Below are 17522 nucleotides of genomic sequence, written 5' to 3' on the forward strand. Positions count from 1 at the left end.
TTAGTTAAGCGAGTTGACTGAAGTTTATTCTTTGTTTTTTGTTTCAGTATTATGTTCGTTGTTTGGTGTTTTGGATTGATCAGTTAATTGAGGTGTTTCTTTGTGGTGGTCATTACTTGAATCATCCTCATCCGTTTTGTCATCATTCTCCTGGCGATCATTACCGTATGGCTGTGGCTTAACACCTTTCGGAACCTTCCAGTGACTGGCCGAGCGTTTCAGAGCTATGATGCCAGAAAACAGTATGGCAAAAATGATAAAGGTTACCGCTAATGCTTTTAACATCCTGTACCTCGCTTGGTTAGTTGTTTCTATAACTACTCGGCCTTGCAGATATTCATAACATACTTATGCACAAGAGCATCAAGCTTGGGCATGATGAACTGTTTGCCGCCTAGGTCAGATTGTTCTAATGTCTGTCTTAAAAGCTCGAGGGGAAATTCTTTCAGTGCTTTATCAGCAATCGGCTGATAACTGATATGCCATGGCTCGCAGGCTACGCCACCAATATCCTGTGCATAAGGTTTGAAAAACTGGTACTCACTTAAATGGTCTTCTAGCCAATCGTTAAGACTGGCACATGGGCCTTGTTTTGCAAACTCCTGTTCGGTGAGTTCGACGTCATGCCCCATGTCAATTGCACTTGCGTCAAATACATCGAAATCAGTTCCCCAGTGGTGTCGACTGGCTCCAGGTAACGCTGAATAGTGAAGTATGGCATTCACTCGCTCCTGTCCATCAAGATCCTGAGAGTTGACCGTTGAGCCATCGCGAAGATTGAGGGTGACTTCCTGATAATATTTTTTGTTCCAGATAGCAAGCTGATGTTCAAACGATCGGTAGCTGCTAACGATACGTATCGGAATGCCATCCTGCTCGGAACGTCGAATGAGTTTTGCAATAGGCACCAATGCTTCGTGATGACATTGAAACTTTTGGCCCAGCAATTCGCTGTTGTCAGCGATATGCAACAGATGATCCTGATTAATGCCGATAATCTGTTCCGCTGTCATCATAGAAGAGTGCATAAGGAGCCTTTGGGTTGTTAATTATAAAGTCTTTGGCGTTGCCAATAACTCTACCAGAATTTGATAATAGACTTCAGTGAGTTTATCGAGGTCTTCAATCTTTACGCACTCGTTGATTTGATGAATGGTTTTATTGACCGGACCAATTTCTACAATTTCTGCACCGGTTTTAGCTATAAAGCGGCCATCAGAAGTACCGCCAGTTGTTAGTGGCGCTGTGTTGATCTGGCATACTGCCCTGATAGCATTACGAGCTGCTGTCAGCAAGTGACCGTGATCCGTTAAAAAAGGTTCGCCATTGAGTTTCCAGTTAAGGTCGTACTCAAGATTATATTTATCAAGTACGGCAACAACTTTTTGTTGTAACTCCTGGTGAGTGGTTTCTGTGGAATATCGGAAATTGAATTCAACGTATTTTTCGCCCGGGATTACATTACCAGCAGTACCGGCTTTAATGATCGCAATCTGGAAACTGGTTGCCGGGAAGAACTGATTACCCTGATCCCACTCCGTATGTGCCAACTCATCCAGTGCCTTGAGCGATTTATGAATAGCATTATCTGCCAGATGCGGATAAGCGACGTGCCCCTGAGTGCCTTTGATGGTTAAGAATCCAGTTAATGAACCACGCCGTCCATTTTTTATGACATCACCAAACTGTTCGCTACTGGACGGCTCTCCAACCACGCAGTAATCAAGCGGCTGGTTTCTCTTCATCAACTCTTCAACAACGCGCACAGTGCCATTGATAAAAGGACCTTCTTCATCGCTGGTGATTAGAAAACCAATCGAGCCAATGTGTTCTGGGTAATCCTTAACGAAACGTTTAGTTGCGACCAGCATCGCAGCCAAGCTGGACTTCATATCAGAGGCACCACGCCCATACAGATAGCCTTCTTTTTCGGTGGCTTCAAAGGGAGGAGTGTGCCAATTTTCTAATGGCCCGGCAGGAACTACATCGGTGTGGCCTGCAAAAACAAAAACTGGACCTTCGGTTCGTCCGTGGCGTAATGACCAGAAGTTGCTGGTATCTTCAAAGTTCATGATCTCATTCTTAAAACCAAGAGCTTCAAGATATTGCATCATCATTTGCTGACAACCAGCATCTTCCGGCGTTACGGATGGACGATTGATCAGGTCTTTACTAAGTGCCAGCGTTTCGCTCATAGAACTGTCTCGTTAATTAAAAATCGCTTGATATTGTTCGGGTTTAAAACCCAGATGAACATCAAGTTTGTTACCATCCTTTAACACTAATACTGGGCGCTTGATAAGAGTGACTTTATCCAGCATCAGCTCAAGTGCAGAGTCACGATCAATATTATCTTTTACAGATTGCTCCAGTGGCTTCCAGGCAGTGCTGCGTTTATTCAAAAAAGTTTCCCAACCAATAGCCTTGTCCCAGCTTTCAATCTCTTTTCGAGGTAAAGGATTCTTACGATAGTCGATAAACTCATGGTTAATATCGTTAGCTTCTAACCATTTAACCGCTTTACGCACAGTATCACAATTTGGAATGCCATAGATTTTGATAGTCTGACTCATAAGCAGGCCCCTTAAAATTTATCCATGCGTAACAGATCGTTGATGCTGGTTTTAGCACGAGTTTTAGCATCCACCTGCTTCACGATAACCGCGCAGTTCAGGTTATATTTTCCACAATCTGACGGTAGACTGCCTGGTACAACTACTGAGCCAGCCGGTACGCGACCATAAGTCACTTCATCGGTCAGGCGGTTATAAATTTTGGTGCTTTGACCCAGGAAAACGCCCATCGAAAGTACGGAGCCTTCCTCAACAATAACGCCTTCAACAACTTCGGAGCGTGCGCCTATAAAGCAGTTATCTTCAATAATGGTTGGCCCAGCCTGCAAAGGCTCTAGAACGCCACCAATACCTGCTCCTCCAGACAGATGTACATTCTTACCGATTTGCGCACATGAGCCGACAGTTGCCCAGGTGTCAATCATGGCGCCTTCATCGATGTATGCACCTATGTTGGTGTAGCTAGGCATTAAGACAACATTTTTTGCGATAAAAGAGCCATGACGGGCAATGGCATGCGGAACGACTCGTGTGCCACCTGCCTTGAATTCTTCTTCAGTCATGTTCTGATATTTCATCGGAACCTTGTCATAGAACTGAGCAAGACCAGTATCAATGACTTTGTTGTCATTCAAACGAAATGATAAAAGCACTGCTTTTTTTAGCCATTGGTGTACTACCCAGTCGCCATCAATCTTTTCAGCAACACGGGCCTTGCCTGAGTCGAGCAGATTCAGTGCTTCGCTTACGGCTTCTTTAACTTCTTGCGGTGCTGATGCTGGCGATAATTGATCGCGGTTTTCAAAAGCTTGTTCAATAGTAGTTTGTAATGACATAGGATTTCTCTTTATACAATCAAAAGGTTTATCAGTTAGCCAGCAATGGCTTCTAATATTTTCTGTTTAACTTGTTTGAGCTCAGCCTTATCTTTTAGAGGCTGGTTATTACGACGACTCAGGGTAAAGGTATCTTCAACTCGCTCACCCAGAGTCACAATCTTGGCCGAGTGGACTTTTAGCTCGCAGTCCATAAAGGCCTGTCCCAATTTTGCCAAAAGTGCCGGACGATCCAAAGCGGTAATTTCCAATGTGGTCAGATTGGATTTTTCGTCATAACTAAAGGCTATACGAGTTTTTACATTGAAATGTTTCAGGCGGCTTGGCACGGCTCGAGTCACATCAAGTCTACGGTTCTCAAGGTCGGACAGACCATCAATTAAATTGTCACGAATTTCCTGAATACGTCGCTCATAGGAAAGAGGGTGGCCTTGTTCATCAAGAACAATGAAAGTATCCAGGCATAGACCTTTCGGCGAGGTGTATAAAGTGGCTGCCTGAATATTCAGGTGATTCTGACTAAGCAGGGCAGTAATCGCGGCAAACAGGTCACGCTGATCTTCAATCGCGATAAATACTTCGGTACCAGCCTGTGAGCGGTGATTCTTAATTGCAACGTAAGGAAGTTCAGGTTGCGACATTAACTGTTCGGTCTGCCAGATAATCTGCTCAGGGTGGTAACGCAATAAATATTCATCACCGAGCTCTTCAAGCAATTCTCGAATAGGCTCAATTGAATCGCCAACCTTACCAAACTGCTCCAGTACTTGCTGACGAGTATCTTGCACCATTTCACTTTGGTTAGCTCGAGGTGTAGATTGAGTCAGATATTGCTTTGTAGCTAAAAATAACTCCTTAAGCAGCGACTCTTTCCAGGAATTCCATAGAGTTGGATTGGTTGCGCGAATATCTGAAACCGTTAATACATACAGTAGCTCAAGGTGCAAAATCGAAGGAATTTGCTTGGCAAAGGTTTCAATGATGTTTGGATCGCTGATATCTTTGCGTTGGGCTACCAATGACATAATCAAGTGGTTTTTGACCAGCCATGACACCAGTTCGCAAATGTGTGGCTCAAGTCCGATACTTTGTGTGTATTCAAGTGCGTCAATAGCCCCAAGTTCAGAGTGATCACCACCGCGACCTTTGCCAATATCATGAAAAATGGCGGCCAGATAAAGCGGGGTAGGATCGACCAGAGTTTTCATAATCTTACTGCACAGAGGGAATTCCTGCTGAAACTCTGGTTTGTTGTAACGAATAATGTGGCGCAGTAAAAACAGAGTATGCTCATCAACCGTGTAGGCATGAAATAAGTCAAACTGCATCTGACCTTCAATCTTGGCAAAAAGAGGAATCAGCGAGCCAAGAATATTGGTTCGCTTCATCAGGGCAAAGCCGCGACTGGTCAATTGCTTAGTGGATAAAAACTCTTTGAAGAAGCTGATGTTTATCGGGTCGTTTCGATATTGCTCATTAACGATTTGCTGACTCGAGCGAATGATCCGCAACGTACGAGCTTCGATTTCCTGAATCTCAGGATGCAGTGAAATATGGCGGAAGATTTTGATCAGGCAGTGAGGCTTTTTATAAAACAAATCCGGATCGTTGGCGCCAATGCGACCTTTGTAGATATAGAAATCATCATCCAGGTCTATGACTTTCTGGCGTTCATCCGGACGTAAATGCTCCTGTTCAAAAACCTGAATAAACAGTTCGTTCAAATTTCGAATCGACATTACAGCGCGATAATAACGTTGCATCATATGCTCAACCGCAAGCTTATGATCGTCATCTTCGTATCCAAGCCACTCTGCGACTTTTTTCTGATGCTCGAATAACAGCCGATCTTCACGTTTGTCACACAGCACGTGTAATGCAAAGCGAACACGGTTTAAGTATTGCTGATGATTAATCAGACTTTTATATTCGCGTCGAGTGAAAATGCCATGGGCAATCAGATCATGCAGACTGCTGGTTTTAAAATGCTTGAGCGTGATCCACTGCATGACCTGCAAGTCACGCAGTCCGCCCGGATTAGATTTGATATTGGGCTCAAGGTTAAAGGAAGTGTCCTTGAACTTAGCATGACGAGCTCGTTGCTCGCTGACCTTGGCTCTAAAAAATTGCTCAGAGGGCCAGAAAGTGTCTGATTTGATAACTTTGAGCAGATCCTTAAACAGGTTATTTTCACCGCACAGGAATCGTGACTCAATCAGGTTGGTCGCCACTGAGATATCGGTACGAGCAAGCTCTTCGCATTGGCTGACTGTTCTGACGCTGTGCCCCACTTCCAGGCCAATGTCCCAGAGGAAAGCCAGCCATGATTCCAGCTCCTGAGTGTGCTCAGAATTTGAGTCCTCATTTAATAGAACCAGGATGTCGAGATCAGAATAGGGCTGCAGCTCTTCTCGGCCATAGCCACCTACTGCGACCAAAGCCGAATGGCCATTAACCTGAAACTGCTGCCAACTGGAAATTAGGATATGATCGAGCAAAGCACTGCGAGCTTTCAGAAGCTGGTTGATACTGGTGCCTTTCTTGAATTGCTTTACTAAGGCATCAAGACCAGCCTGTAAGTAACCTTTATAGCTTTTAAGGCGTGCTAATGGGTCGCTGGCATCGCTTCCTTTAAATAGCTCTGCTGCTTTCGGTAGATAATTGTATTTGTCAGGACTGGCCACGATTTATTTGAAAGGCTCTTCGCTGCGACGAGTTAACACCTCAACGCCGTCAGCGGTAACCAGTAAAGTATGTTCCCATTGCGCTGACAATGACTTGTCTTTGGTCATGACTGTCCAGCCATCTTTTTTATGATGCTTAACGAAGCGTTTACCAGCATTAACCATTGGCTCAATGGTAAAGGTCATGCCTTCTTTAAGCTCAACGCCAGTACCAGGACGACCATAATGAGTTACCTGAGGTTCTTCATGGAAGGTCGCGCCAATTCCATGTCCACAATACTCGCGCACGATGGAATAGCCTTTGCCTTCGGCATATTTCTGAATTGCAGCACCGATATCACCCAAACGCACGCCAGGTTTAACCATGTCGATGGCCAGATAAAGCGCTTCTTGGGTGGTGTCGATTAATTTTTTAGCTTGTGGGGTTGGTTCTCCGACAACAAACATCTTGCTGGTGTCGCCGTGATAGCCGTCTTTAATCACGGTCACATCAATATTAACAATATCCCCATTGCGTAAAGGTTTTTTGCTTGGAATGCCATGGCATACCACATCATTGACGGAAGTGCAGACTGATTTGGGGAAGCCGCCATTGCGCACAGGAGCCGTTGGTTGGCCGTCTTCACCCAAGGAAACAGGGTAGGGTGAGCCACCATAATACAAAGGCGCAGGGTAGCAACCTTGCACCTTAACGATATGCTCATGACAGATGTCATTCAGCTCTTCTGTGGTCACGCCTTTCTTAACGTGCTCACCGATCATTTCCAATACTTCCGCAGCCAGACGTCCGGCAACGCGCATTTTTTCAATTTCTTCAGGAGTTTTAATAGTAATCGTCATCTTCTGCCCAAATGGTGCTCTCACAAAGCCTTACTATTCAAGGGGTTAGTGAAAGCTGAAACGGTAACTCGTAATTTGCGGTCTATTCTAACGAATTGTAGGAAACAAGGGAAACTGGATAGTAAAAACCGCCAGTTTAAATTGGCGGTTTTGATTCTGTAGGCTTACGTCTTCTTTGTATTCTCGTCCTGCTGATTATCAATACCCTTAAGGCCGAATTGAGCTGCAAAAATGTATTTGATTGATGGTATTGCAATGGCTAATGATATTGCAATTGAGATAATGGCTTCTATCTTTGGAACTGTGTATGGCTTGGTTTCATAAAAGAAAATCAAAGAGAAGAATACGTTAACCATAATAAAAGTAGCTAAAGCTAGGAATATTAGAGCCATAACACTTCCTAGAAACTTTTTGGCTCGACCTTCTACAAGGCAGGCAACGAAAACAAGAATACAAAAGCCTGTAAGAATATATAGAAGCTTTGGTTGCTTACTTTCTGGAGCGGATATTACAAGGTATACAGAAAGTATAACGGCAAGAATGGCTATGACCAGCCCTTGCCTTTTACTCAAGCCTTCATCGATTGCTCGAATAATTACGAAAATATTCAACGCGGCATCCCTTTTTTACAGACCTGGTGAGTAAACCTTTACTTAGATTTTCGGTTCTTAGCATCTATCGCCAGGCCAACGGCAAAGCCAACTGCGATACCAATTGGTATCCCAAGCGCAATATTATCCAAGGCAACGCCTAAGGCCGCGCCAACACCGACGCCAACTGCCATAAAGGCGCCAACGAAGGTTTGTGGTTCTTTATTATCGTTGTTTTGATCAAGTTGCTTGTTTTCCATGGAATCCTCTTAGTTTTTATCTTGCTTGGTTTTCGGACAATCACCAAGACGCGTTGACTCCCAGTTCATACTGAGTTTCATTTCTTGGCCCATTCCCATAATGACAAAATCCATCTTACCATTGCCTTTGTCGCCGTTAACTTCATATTCGCCAGCGACAGAAGATGTCATTCCAGCATCTTCACAATGCATAGTGAAATTGAGTTTATTGCCCTTAAGTTCATTTTGAGTCAGTTTGCAACCTTGCATATCTTTGGTCAGCTCTTCAGGATCGAAATACCTTTCCTCGATACATTCTTTTTGGGTATCGGTGACTTCCTGCCCACTTAAGGGATCGGTTCTGGTCATACTGGTTTCCCACAATCCTGGTTCAACCTCGAGTCCCTTTGCCATAGTTAAAGTAGGCAGCATAATGCTAACCAGTAAAATCGCCTTATATTTCATGATATATATATTCCTTTAAGTTAATTGTAGTGCCTTACTTTAATCGATTTGCACGGTTGTGTCAGGAATGAATTTCAAAGTTCAAAGATATAGCTTTGAACCCTGAGCCAGTGATTGTAAGCAATGCAGTTTTCTTCATTCGAGGTATTTATTATTTGATTGTTCCTGTAAATCTTCTCTTAGTTCAGCTGGGCGAGGAAGCTTAACCTCAATGACCCAGCCTAAAGTTTTAAGAAACTCTATAAAGTGCCATGTAGGATCTGACTGGCCTTTCTCAATCCCAATTCTTGCTGATTCAGGAAAAGCGTGATGGTTGTTATGCCAACATTCTCCGTAAGTCAAAATCCCTAATCCCGGTAAGTTTGATGCCTGAACATAGGCACCTTTTACTTTCCACCTGCCCTGACCGGGGTTGTGGCAAAAGTAGGTTATTGTCCAGTGCCCAACGACACTTACTGAAACTCTTACAAATATCCCCCAAACCACAAATGGCAACCCACCAAAGTAATAAAGGATGAAGGCCAGCGGTATCTGGTGCAGACGCCATGTTTTCTCAAGAAATTGGTAGAAGCGATCATTCTGTAGATGATCTTCTATTTGAAGGAGTGGAGGATGAGTGAACTTAAAGCGTGACGTTAGTTGCCACCATAAGTCTTGCCAATAAGATCTCTTGTGAGAGAAAAAATCGTGACACTTATTTTGGCGCTGCGCCCAATCTCGCAAGTCATGAATCTTGATTACGCCATAAGGCCCAGACATACCCACTAAAACACCAATATAAATTAAAACTCTCTCAACGGGTTTAATAGCTTTAAATGACCGATGAATCATCATTCTATGCATACCAGCGCTATGGCCAATTAGTAGGGTAAAGTAGGTCAATACAACAAAAAGCAGAACTGAACCGGAAGTGGTATAAAAAGGTATCAATGCAACTGAAGCCAGAATCATACCAAGGTTCCAAATGGCTTTGGGCCAATCAGTTACCACGTTACCCTCATTGGGGTTAGCATTCTTTCCGTTGACTCGTAGGACGGGTTCCATCATGAAATTTTATTCCTGTGTATTAGGAAGCCAGTTATTTAATGGCTCCCATAAAAGCATATATCCAACGGGAAGCAACCATACTGAAAAGTATCCTCCTATTATGTAGTTTGTAACCACTTGTTTCTTAGTAATATTCTTTATGAGTCCGAAGATGCCGGTGACTATAAATGGGATTATTAAGCTTACAAACAGTATTTGGATAATGGTTTTGTAAGAGTGTTGAGTATATGAGTTAGAAATCATGTAGATAATGCTTGCAGTACATATAACTGAAATCATAGTTCCAGCAAAAATATGTAGGGGGGAAGAATGCTCTGTATAGCTTTTTAAAATACGGGCTGAGGCAATAAAGGAGATGATGCTCAGAATGATTAAAGCAAGCAGGTATATAAACATAGTGTTGATCGTTCCCTGAATTTATTGTTCTGAAGTGTATTTCACTAGAGTAGTAAGAACAAGTCTGCATGTTGTTACTAATAATGAAAAGATAAATAGATACACCATAGACCTTCTTTTGATATCTAGTCTACGTGCAAACTACTTGGTGGAGGGACAATTGCTAACGAGAATGGCGGCTGTTCCGTATACCCATTGGGCTGAAATACAACATAAACAATTGCTTCAACCCCTTAAAAATGGTATAAAGCGCGCCGTGGCTGGCAAGTGCGTCTATTTTTGATGGATTTCTAGTCACTAAACTTAAACTACACACGCAAATCGACACATTTGCCGGGGTGCTCAGCCAGTATATAGCTGGTCTGGGTCGGGAAATGGGATTTGCGGAGGCTTAACCCGAAATTCGGAGAATTTATTATGTCTAAAGTTAGTATGCGTGACATGCTACAGGCGGGCGTGCATTTTGGTCACAAAACCCGTTTCTGGAACCCTCAAATGCGTCCATATATCTTTGGTGCGCGTAACAAGATCCACATCATCAACCTTGAAGAAACTGTACCTATGTTCAACGACGCGTTGAATTACCTAGGTAAAATTGCTTCTAACAAAGGTAAAATTCTGTTTGTTGGCACTAAGCGTGCTGCTAGCGATATCGTTAAAGAAGAAGCGACTCGTTGTGGTCAGTTCTTTGTTGATAAGCGCTGGTTGGGCGGTATGTTGACTAACTACAAAACGATTCGTGGCTCTATTAACCGTTTGAAAGACTTAGAAAAACAGTCTGAAGACGGTACTTTCGAGCGTTTGACTAAGAAAGAAGCTTTAATGCGTCGTCGTGAGATGGAGAAATTGGAAGCTTCTATCGGTGGTATCAAGAACATGGGCGGTTTGCCTGACGTATTGTTCGTGATTGACGCTGACCACGAAAACATTGCTATCGCAGAAGCTAACAAAATGGGTATTCCAGTTGTTGCTGTTGTTGATACCAACTCTAGCCCTAAAGGCGTTGATTACATCATTCCTGGTAACGATGATGCGATTCGTGCCATTCGTCTATACTGCGCAGCGGTTGCTGATGCGGTTCTTGACGGCAAGCAAAGCAGCGCTACTACTGCCGATCAAAGCGACGAGTTTGTTGAGGCTGAAGAAGCTTAATCAACGGGCTGACAATGCTTTTCTAAGGGGGCGATGCCCCCTTTTTTGAATTATTTACTGATATTCGTTGCAGGATTTAAGCAACGAAAGATATGCGGAGAGAAATCATGGCTATTACTGCAGCATTAGTTAAAGAATTACGTGAGCGCACTGGCGCTGGCATGATGGAGTGTAAAAAAGCTCTAGTTGAAGCTGACGGCGATATCGAGTTAGCGATTGATAACATGCGTAAATCAGGTCAGGCGAAAGCGGCTAAAAAAGCAGGCCGTATCGCTGCTGAAGGCGTTATCATGGCAAAATCAAACGGCGGTGTTGGTGTGTTGGTTGAAATCAACTCAGAAACTGACTTCGTTGCGCGTGATGAAAACTTCTTGAAGTTTGCTAACGCGGTTACTGATTTAGCGCTAGAAAAAGGTATTGGCGATATCGAGACTTTGAACAGCACAGCAATGGAATCAGGCGAAACTGTTGAAGAAGCTCGCGCTAACCTGGTTGCTAAAATCGGTGAAAACATCACTGTACGTCGTGTGACTAAAGTTGAAGGCGACAACTTAGGCGCTTACATCCACGGCGGTCGTATCGGTGTACTAGTTTCTGTAAATGGTGGTGACGAAGACTTAGCAAAAGACGTGGCTATGCACGTTGCAGCAAGTAACCCACAGTTCAACAAAGCTGATGACGTTGCTCCAGAAGTTATTGAAAAAGAAAAAGAAATCATCAAAGCTCAACCTGATATGGAAGGCAAGCCTGAAGAGATCGTTGAGAAAATGATGGTTGGCCGTATCAAGAAATTCGTTGGTGAAATCACTCTTGAAGGTCAAAACTTCGTTAAAGATCCATCAACAACTGTTGGTGCTTTAGTAAAATCTAAAGGCGCTGAAGTTGTTTCATTCACTCGTTTCGAAGTGGGTGAAGGTATCGAGAAGAAATCAGAAGACTTTGCTTCTGAAGTTGCTGCTCAAATGGGCAAGAAGTAAGCTAGGTTTAGCTTAAAGTAACAGTTCTCGATAGACGCGATAGTTAAAGAGGAACCGCGCATGACAAACCCGGCTTACAAGCGAATCTTGTTGAAATTAAGTGGTGAAGCACTAATGGGACAGGAGGCGTTTGGAATCGACCCTTCGATTCTGGAGCGTATGGCAAAAGAAATTAAGGGGTTGAGTGAGCAGGGTATACAGATTGGCGTGGTGCTCGGTGGCGGTAATATTTACCGTGGCCAGAAGCTATCCGAAGCTGGCATGAACCGTGTGACAGGTGATCACATGGGCATGCTGGCTACAGTAATGAATTCGCTGGCTCTACAAGATGCTTTCGAGCGTGTTGGACAGCCAGCGAAAGTTTTATCGGCAATGCCTATCGATGGTGTTTGCCAGGGTTTTTCACGTCGAGGAGCAATCAATGCTCTAGAGAAAGGCCGTGTTGTCATCTTCTGTGCCGGTACAGGCAATCCATTCTTTACTACAGATACAGCTGCCTGTTTGCGCGGAATTGAGATTGATGCAGACTTAATTTTGAAAGCGACCAAGGTTGATGGCGTCTATTCAGCAGACCCAGCTAAAGATAAGAATGCTGTTCGATATGAACAGTTAAGCTATAAAGAAGCTCTTGATAAAGAGCTTGCTGTTATGGATTTGACTGCATTCTGTCTGGCTCGTGACCATAATAAAAATATTCGTGTTTTTGATATGACTAAAGCCGGCGCTTTAGAAAAAGCAGTTTTTGGTCATAATGAAGGGACATTGATTCATCCCTGATAGAACCATACGTCCGGAGAACTAACCGGCCGTTGATCCCAGCCCGAAATTGGGCATAATAGCCCTTGCTAATAAGAAACAAGCAAAATAGGAGAATATTCTGTGATTAACGACATTCAAAAAGACGCTGACCAGCGTATGGATAAGACCATTGAGTCATTTAAAAGTGACTTGGCAAAGGTTCGTACTGGTCGTGCCCACCCTAGTTTGCTTGAGCACATTATGGTGCCATATTATGGTGTTGACACACCTATTAATCAGGTTGCCAGCATCAGCGTGCAGGAAGGCCGTACCTTGTTGTTGCAGATTTTCGACAAAGGTGCCATCGAAGACACTGAAAAAGCGATTCTGAAATCAGATTTAGGATTAACGCCAAGTGTTGCAGGCCAGGTACTTCGTATTACGCTTCCACCACTGACAGAAGAACGTCGTAAAGAGTTTATTAAAGTGGTTAAGGGCGAAGCTGAAAACGCTAAAGTTGCTGTACGTAATATTCGTCGTGATGCAAATAACTCATTGAAAGAATTAGAAAAAGAAAAGGAAATCTCTGAGGACGAGTTACGTCGTGCAGAGGACCTTATCCAGAAGTTGACAGACGCCAAGGTAGCGCGTATTGATGATATTTTGGCGGAGAAAGAAAAAGAATTGATGGAAATTTAATTTCCTCAGTGCTATTTCATGAACGCCGTGGGCTTATGCTTCGCGGCGTTCTTGTATTTAAGTCTTTGAAATTTAGGATATAACAGGGTGTCAGATAAGCAAAAAGCTACTACAGATAAGCTTCCCCAGCATATTGCCATTATAATGGATGGTAATGGTCGCTGGGCACAGGCGCGTGGCAAAAAGCGAGTGTTTGGCCATAAAGCTGGCATGGAAAGGGCTCGCGAAATGGCTGAAACCTGTGGTGAGCTGGGGGTTCAGTACCTCACGCTTTTTGCTTTTAGTAGCGAGAATTGGAACCGCCCACCTGAAGAAGTCAGTTTTCTGATGGATTTATTTGCAACTAGTCTCAAGAATGAGTCAAAGAAACTGAATAAAAATAATGTCCAGCTGAAAGTGATTGGCGACAAAGACGGTTTTGATAAAGGGTTGCGGAAAGCGATTGATAAGGCCGAAGCTCTGACTGCTGACAACGATGGATTGGTTCTAAATATTGCCGCTAACTACGGAGGTCGTTGGGATATATTGCAGGCTGGTCAGAAGCTAATCAATAGCGGTCAAGAGGTTACCGAAGACAACTTGAGTAAGTTTTTGGCTACTGGCAATGCACCTGAACCTGACTTGCTGATAAGAACCGGTGGTGAAAAGCGGATCAGTAACTTTTTATTATGGCAGGCTGCCTATTCCGAGCTCTATTTCAGTGATGCTCTGTGGCCTGATTTTGATAGTGAACACTTAAAGTTAGCGTTAGCTGACTATGCACAAAGACAAAGACGCTTTGGCAAAACCGGTGAACAGGTAACAGGGTAAATTATGTTGAAACAAAGAATTATTACTGCGCTAGTGCTTTTACCATTAGCCTTAACACTGCTTTTCTACCCTGGGCTTAAGGTCTTTTCGCTTATTCTCATCCCAATCTTCGGTATTATCGCCTGGGAATGGAGTCGCCTGTTACAGACAAATACTTTCCTCAAAACGTTATTTATAATGATAGTTCTGGTTGCTCTTGGCGGGATTTATTATTGGTTAACTCAACGTGAGTTTTTTGAGTATCCCACAATCCCCACTAACTGGACCGAAGTCCATCCCTTTAAACTCTTAATGGTTTCGATCATGGCGTGGGTCGTAGCGTTTGTACTAATTCTTCTCTACCCAAAAGCTGGTCGAACATGGTTGCGCGGACCATGGATACGTGCGTTGTTTGGTTTGGTATTTTTAGCAGCAGCCTGGCTGGCTATCGTGCTGATTCGCAGCACCGACATACTAGAAAATCATTTTTATGGCGGTTGGTTACTGCTGTTGATGTTTGTCGTTATCTGGGGCGCTGACGTTGGTGCCTATTTCTTCGGCAAAACAATTGGAAGGCATAAACTTGCTCCTGTGGTGAGCCCGAATAAAACCTGGGAAGGCGCTATTGGTGGTCTGGTAACAGCAACGGTTCTTTCAACAATTGCTGCATTCTTTATAGACCTATCCTTTTCGTTGAGTTGGTTTGTCCTATTGGCAGTGATTCTTGTAGTGGTTTCCATAATTGGGGATCTGTTTGAAAGCATGCTTAAAAGACAGGCAGGCATTAAAGACAGCAGTCAGATTTTGCCGGGACACGGCGGCTTACTGGACCGACTCGATAGTACTTTATCAGTAGCACCATTCTTTATTGTTGCTTTACTTATTTTTAAGCATGGCTTCAGCCTTAGTTTGTGATTATGACTGTGCAACGTGAATCTATCTGCATACTTGGCGCAACGGGCTCCATAGGAACCAATACGCTGGACGTGATTAGACGTCATCCAGAGCGCTACCGTGTCTTTGCACTGACGGCTAATCAAAACATTGATTTGTTGTTTAAACAGTGTGTTGAATTTGAACCTGAGTACGCCGTACTCACAAGTTCAGAGCATGCAGAGTCACTACAGATCAGACTTGCTGAGCATAATGTTTCTAGCAAGGTTTTAGTCGGTGACGAGCAGCTTGCCTGGGTGGCCAGCCATGACCATGTAGATACAGTTATGGCTGCAATCGTCGGTGCAGCAGGTCTATTACCAACTTTGGCAGCAGTAAAAGCAGCTAAGAAAGTTTTATTGGCTAATAAAGAAGCATTGGTGATGTCTGGTGCTATTTTTATGCAGGCAGTAAAAGAAAGTGGTGCCACTCTGTTGCCAATAGATAGCGAGCATAATGCTATATTCCAATGTTTACCGGAACATTTTGTTGCGCGAGGCATCCAATCCTGCGGTATCCATAATATTGTTCTGACCGGTTCAGGTGGACCATTTTTAACGAAGCCACTGGCTGAATTCTCTGTGATTAGTCCTGATGAAGCCTGCGCTCACCCGAACTGGACAATGGGACGAAAAATTTCTGTAGATTCAGCCACTATGATGAATAAAGGTTTGGAATTGATCGAGGCCTGCTGGTTATTCGATGTTCAGCCTCAGCAAATAGAAGTGGTTCTGCACCCGCAAAGTATAATACATTCGATGGTTCGCTATCAGGATGGTTCTGTATTGGCGCAGATGGGGAATCCTGATATGCGTACACCAATTGCGCATGCTCTGGCTTTTCCTGAAAGGATTAGTGCAGGCGTTGAGCCCCTTGATTTCATGCAGATAAGTCAGTTGACCTTTGAGCAACCAAGTTATGAGCGCTACCCCTGCTTGAAGCTAGCGAAAGAAGCCATGGAGCAGGGTGGTAATACACCTGCCCGATTGAATGCAGCTAATGAAGTTGCCGTTGCGGCTTTTTTAGACGAAAAAATAAACTTTGATCAGATTGCAGTGGTTATTCAGCAGACATTAACTGAAACTGTGTATGCTGAAGTGATTGACTTAGATTCAGTACTGGACGCTGACAAGCAGGCAAGAGACCGAGCACAGCATATTGTCGATGGATTTGCTGCAAATTAATATACCCGCATTGACGGGCAAAAGATTGAGAACTTATTAAGAATGACGGATTTTTTATACAGTATTTTTGGCTTGTTAATCCTGCTTGGAGTGCTGGTCACTTTTCATGAGTGGGGACACTATTGGGTTGCAAAAAAACTTGGCGTAAAAGCGCTAAGGTTCTCGGTCGGCTTTGGCAAACCAATTTGGGGGCGCACCAATAAGCATGGAACTGAGTTTGTTGTTGCCCCAATCCCTTTAGGCGGCTATGTGCGGTTTGTTGATGAGCGAGAAGGTGACGTAGCCGAAGAAGACCTGCCTTACGCATTTAACCGCCAGCCAGTGTGGAAACGAATCTTGATTGTTTTGGCAGGGCCCATGGCAAACTTTCTATTAGCCATATTGGTTTATGCGGCTGTGTATATGATGGGCATAGCGGTTGGAAAGCCATTTGTTACGGATGTTTTACCAAATACTGTAGCATCACAGGCCAATTTCCCTGAAAACAGTGAAATTCTGGCAGTGGATGGGGTTCCTGTAAAAAGCCTGGAAGATGCGGTCTTTGCATTTGTAGATCATATCGCCGATGACAAAACCATTGACGTTGAAGTGAAGCCTATCGGACAGGATCCAACGATCGTTACATTAGATGTGAGTCAATGGCAGGAGCCAGACGAGGGTACTATTTTTGATAGCCTGGGGCTCGATTTTGGTCCAGTAAATGGTCCTCCTAAATTGGGTACAGTTGTTAAAAACTTGCCAGCCGATAAGGGTGGGCTAAAAGCACAGGATCAGATCCTGTCGGTCAATGGCCAAAACATCACTCTGTGGAGCGAGCTGGTTGAGTTTATTGAGGATAACCCAAATAAACCGCTGGAGCTGGTTGTATTAAGGAATGGATCTCAACAGCACTTAACCGTTACACCACAACCGAACGAGCGAGATCCCAATATAGGTTTTGTAGGGATTAGTCCTGGGTTTCAAAGCTATAACGTCATCAACTATGACTTTTTTGGTGCTATTGGTAAGGGAACTGAACAAACCTGGGTCATGATCGAGCGAATAGGTAGTTTTCTCGGTAAGCTGGTGACTGGAAAACTCTCAATCAAAAATCTGGGTGGGCCCGTTGGCATTGCTCAGGGTGCAGGCCAGACTGCACAGGCTGGAATGGTTGCATTCTTGCTTTATCTCGCTATGATAAGCGTCAATTTAGGCTTCGTGAACCTTTTGCCAATCCCAATGCTGGATGGTGGTCATTTAATGTACTATCTTGTCGAACTTGTTCGTGGCAAGCCTGTCTCTGAAAAAATTATGGAACTTGGTATGAGAGTTGGCATCATACTAGTGCTGACAATCATGGCGATTGCGCTATTTTTCGATATAAACCGAATAAACCAATAG

General features: G+C 43.8%; 19 protein-coding genes. 8 read left to right on the forward strand and 11 right to left on the reverse strand.

The window, feature by feature from the left end:
* Window positions 1-24 precede the first annotated feature (24 nt).
* The 11 genes from B158_RS0105355 to B158_RS0105405 form a co-directional block, all read right to left on the reverse strand.
* Window positions 25-285: a hypothetical protein gene (locus B158_RS0105355; RefSeq protein ID WP_018624332.1), complete on the reverse strand. Its 261-nt coding sequence runs from the start codon at window positions 283-285 to the stop codon at window positions 25-27.
* A gap of 32 nt (window positions 286-317) precedes the next feature.
* Window positions 318-1028, reverse strand: coding sequence for a M15 family metallopeptidase (locus B158_RS0105360; RefSeq protein ID WP_026309257.1), 711 nt, complete (start codon window positions 1026-1028; stop codon window positions 318-320).
* 21 nt (window positions 1029-1049) lie between these two features.
* Window positions 1050-2195 carry a succinyl-diaminopimelate desuccinylase gene (dapE, locus tag B158_RS0105365; RefSeq protein ID WP_018624334.1) on the reverse strand — a complete coding sequence of 382 codons (1146 nt, stop codon included), beginning with the start codon at window positions 2193-2195 and terminating at the stop codon, window positions 1050-1052.
* A gap of 12 nt (window positions 2196-2207) precedes the next feature.
* The gene (locus tag B158_RS0105370) at window positions 2208-2573 is read right to left on the reverse strand and encodes a Spx/MgsR family RNA polymerase-binding regulatory protein (protein WP_018624335.1); all 366 of its coding nucleotides are present in this window, start codon (window positions 2571-2573) and stop codon (window positions 2208-2210) included.
* Between the two features lie 11 nt (window positions 2574-2584).
* Window positions 2585-3409 (reverse strand): 2,3,4,5-tetrahydropyridine-2,6-dicarboxylate N-succinyltransferase, encoded by an 825-nt coding sequence (gene dapD, locus B158_RS0105375; protein WP_018624336.1) that lies wholly within the window; start codon window positions 3407-3409, stop codon window positions 2585-2587.
* Between the two features lie 35 nt (window positions 3410-3444).
* A complete protein-coding gene (gene glnD, locus B158_RS0105380; protein WP_018624337.1) occupies window positions 3445-6093 on the reverse strand; it encodes a [protein-PII] uridylyltransferase in 2649 nt (882 codons plus the stop codon).
* A 3-nt stretch (window positions 6094-6096) separates the two neighbouring features.
* On the reverse strand, window positions 6097-6933 hold the full coding sequence (map, locus tag B158_RS0105385) for a type I methionyl aminopeptidase (protein ID WP_018624338.1): 837 nt from the start codon (window positions 6931-6933) through the stop codon (window positions 6097-6099).
* A gap of 164 nt (window positions 6934-7097) precedes the next feature.
* On the reverse strand, window positions 7098-7544 hold the full coding sequence (locus B158_RS0105390) for a hypothetical protein (RefSeq protein ID WP_018624339.1): 447 nt from the start codon (window positions 7542-7544) through the stop codon (window positions 7098-7100).
* Between the two features lie 38 nt (window positions 7545-7582).
* Window positions 7583-7783 carry a hypothetical protein gene (locus B158_RS0105395; protein WP_018624340.1) on the reverse strand — a complete coding sequence of 67 codons (201 nt, stop codon included), beginning with the start codon at window positions 7781-7783 and terminating at the stop codon, window positions 7583-7585.
* Window positions 7784-7792: 9 nt separating this feature from the next.
* Window positions 7793-8227: a DUF3617 domain-containing protein gene (locus tag B158_RS0105400; RefSeq protein ID WP_018624341.1), complete on the reverse strand. Its 435-nt coding sequence runs from the start codon at window positions 8225-8227 to the stop codon at window positions 7793-7795.
* A gap of 135 nt (window positions 8228-8362) precedes the next feature.
* Window positions 8363-9274 carry an acyl-CoA desaturase gene (locus tag B158_RS0105405; protein WP_018624342.1) on the reverse strand — a complete coding sequence of 304 codons (912 nt, stop codon included), beginning with the start codon at window positions 9272-9274 and terminating at the stop codon, window positions 8363-8365.
* 813 nt (window positions 9275-10087) lie between these two features.
* On the opposite strand from B158_RS0105405, the gene rpsB reads away from it, so the two are divergent.
* The 8 genes from rpsB to rseP all read left to right on the forward strand — a co-directional run bounded on the left by rpsB (window position 10088) and on the right by rseP (window position 17522).
* The gene (rpsB, locus tag B158_RS0105415) at window positions 10088-10822 is read left to right on the forward strand and encodes a 30S ribosomal protein S2 (protein WP_018624344.1); all 735 of its coding nucleotides are present in this window, start codon (window positions 10088-10090) and stop codon (window positions 10820-10822) included.
* Between the two features lie 107 nt (window positions 10823-10929).
* Window positions 10930-11799: a translation elongation factor Ts gene (gene tsf, locus B158_RS0105420; RefSeq protein ID WP_018624345.1), complete on the forward strand. Its 870-nt coding sequence runs from the start codon at window positions 10930-10932 to the stop codon at window positions 11797-11799.
* 60 nt (window positions 11800-11859) lie between these two features.
* Window positions 11860-12576, forward strand: coding sequence for a UMP kinase (pyrH, locus tag B158_RS0105425; RefSeq protein WP_018624346.1), 717 nt, complete (start codon window positions 11860-11862; stop codon window positions 12574-12576).
* 102 nt (window positions 12577-12678) lie between these two features.
* Window positions 12679-13236, forward strand: coding sequence for a ribosome recycling factor (gene frr, locus B158_RS0105430; protein WP_018624347.1), 558 nt, complete (start codon window positions 12679-12681; stop codon window positions 13234-13236).
* Window positions 13237-13323: 87 nt separating this feature from the next.
* Window positions 13324-14046, forward strand: a complete 723-nt coding sequence (locus tag B158_RS0105435) for an isoprenyl transferase (protein WP_018624348.1) — start codon at window positions 13324-13326, stop codon at window positions 14044-14046.
* A 3-nt stretch (window positions 14047-14049) separates the two neighbouring features.
* Window positions 14050-14940 carry a phosphatidate cytidylyltransferase gene (locus tag B158_RS0105440; protein ID WP_018624349.1) on the forward strand — a complete coding sequence of 297 codons (891 nt, stop codon included), beginning with the start codon at window positions 14050-14052 and terminating at the stop codon, window positions 14938-14940.
* 2 nt (window positions 14941-14942) lie between these two features.
* Window positions 14943-16142, forward strand: a complete 1200-nt coding sequence (ispC, locus tag B158_RS0105445) for a 1-deoxy-D-xylulose-5-phosphate reductoisomerase (RefSeq protein ID WP_018624350.1) — start codon at window positions 14943-14945, stop codon at window positions 16140-16142.
* Between the two features lie 42 nt (window positions 16143-16184).
* Window positions 16185-17522: an RIP metalloprotease RseP gene (rseP, locus tag B158_RS0105450; protein ID WP_018624351.1), complete on the forward strand. Its 1338-nt coding sequence runs from the start codon at window positions 16185-16187 to the stop codon at window positions 17520-17522.

It is taken from the genome of Kangiella aquimarina DSM 16071 (assembly GCF_000374105.1).
GTDB classification, from domain to species: domain Bacteria; phylum Pseudomonadota; class Gammaproteobacteria; order Enterobacterales; family Kangiellaceae; genus Kangiella; species Kangiella aquimarina.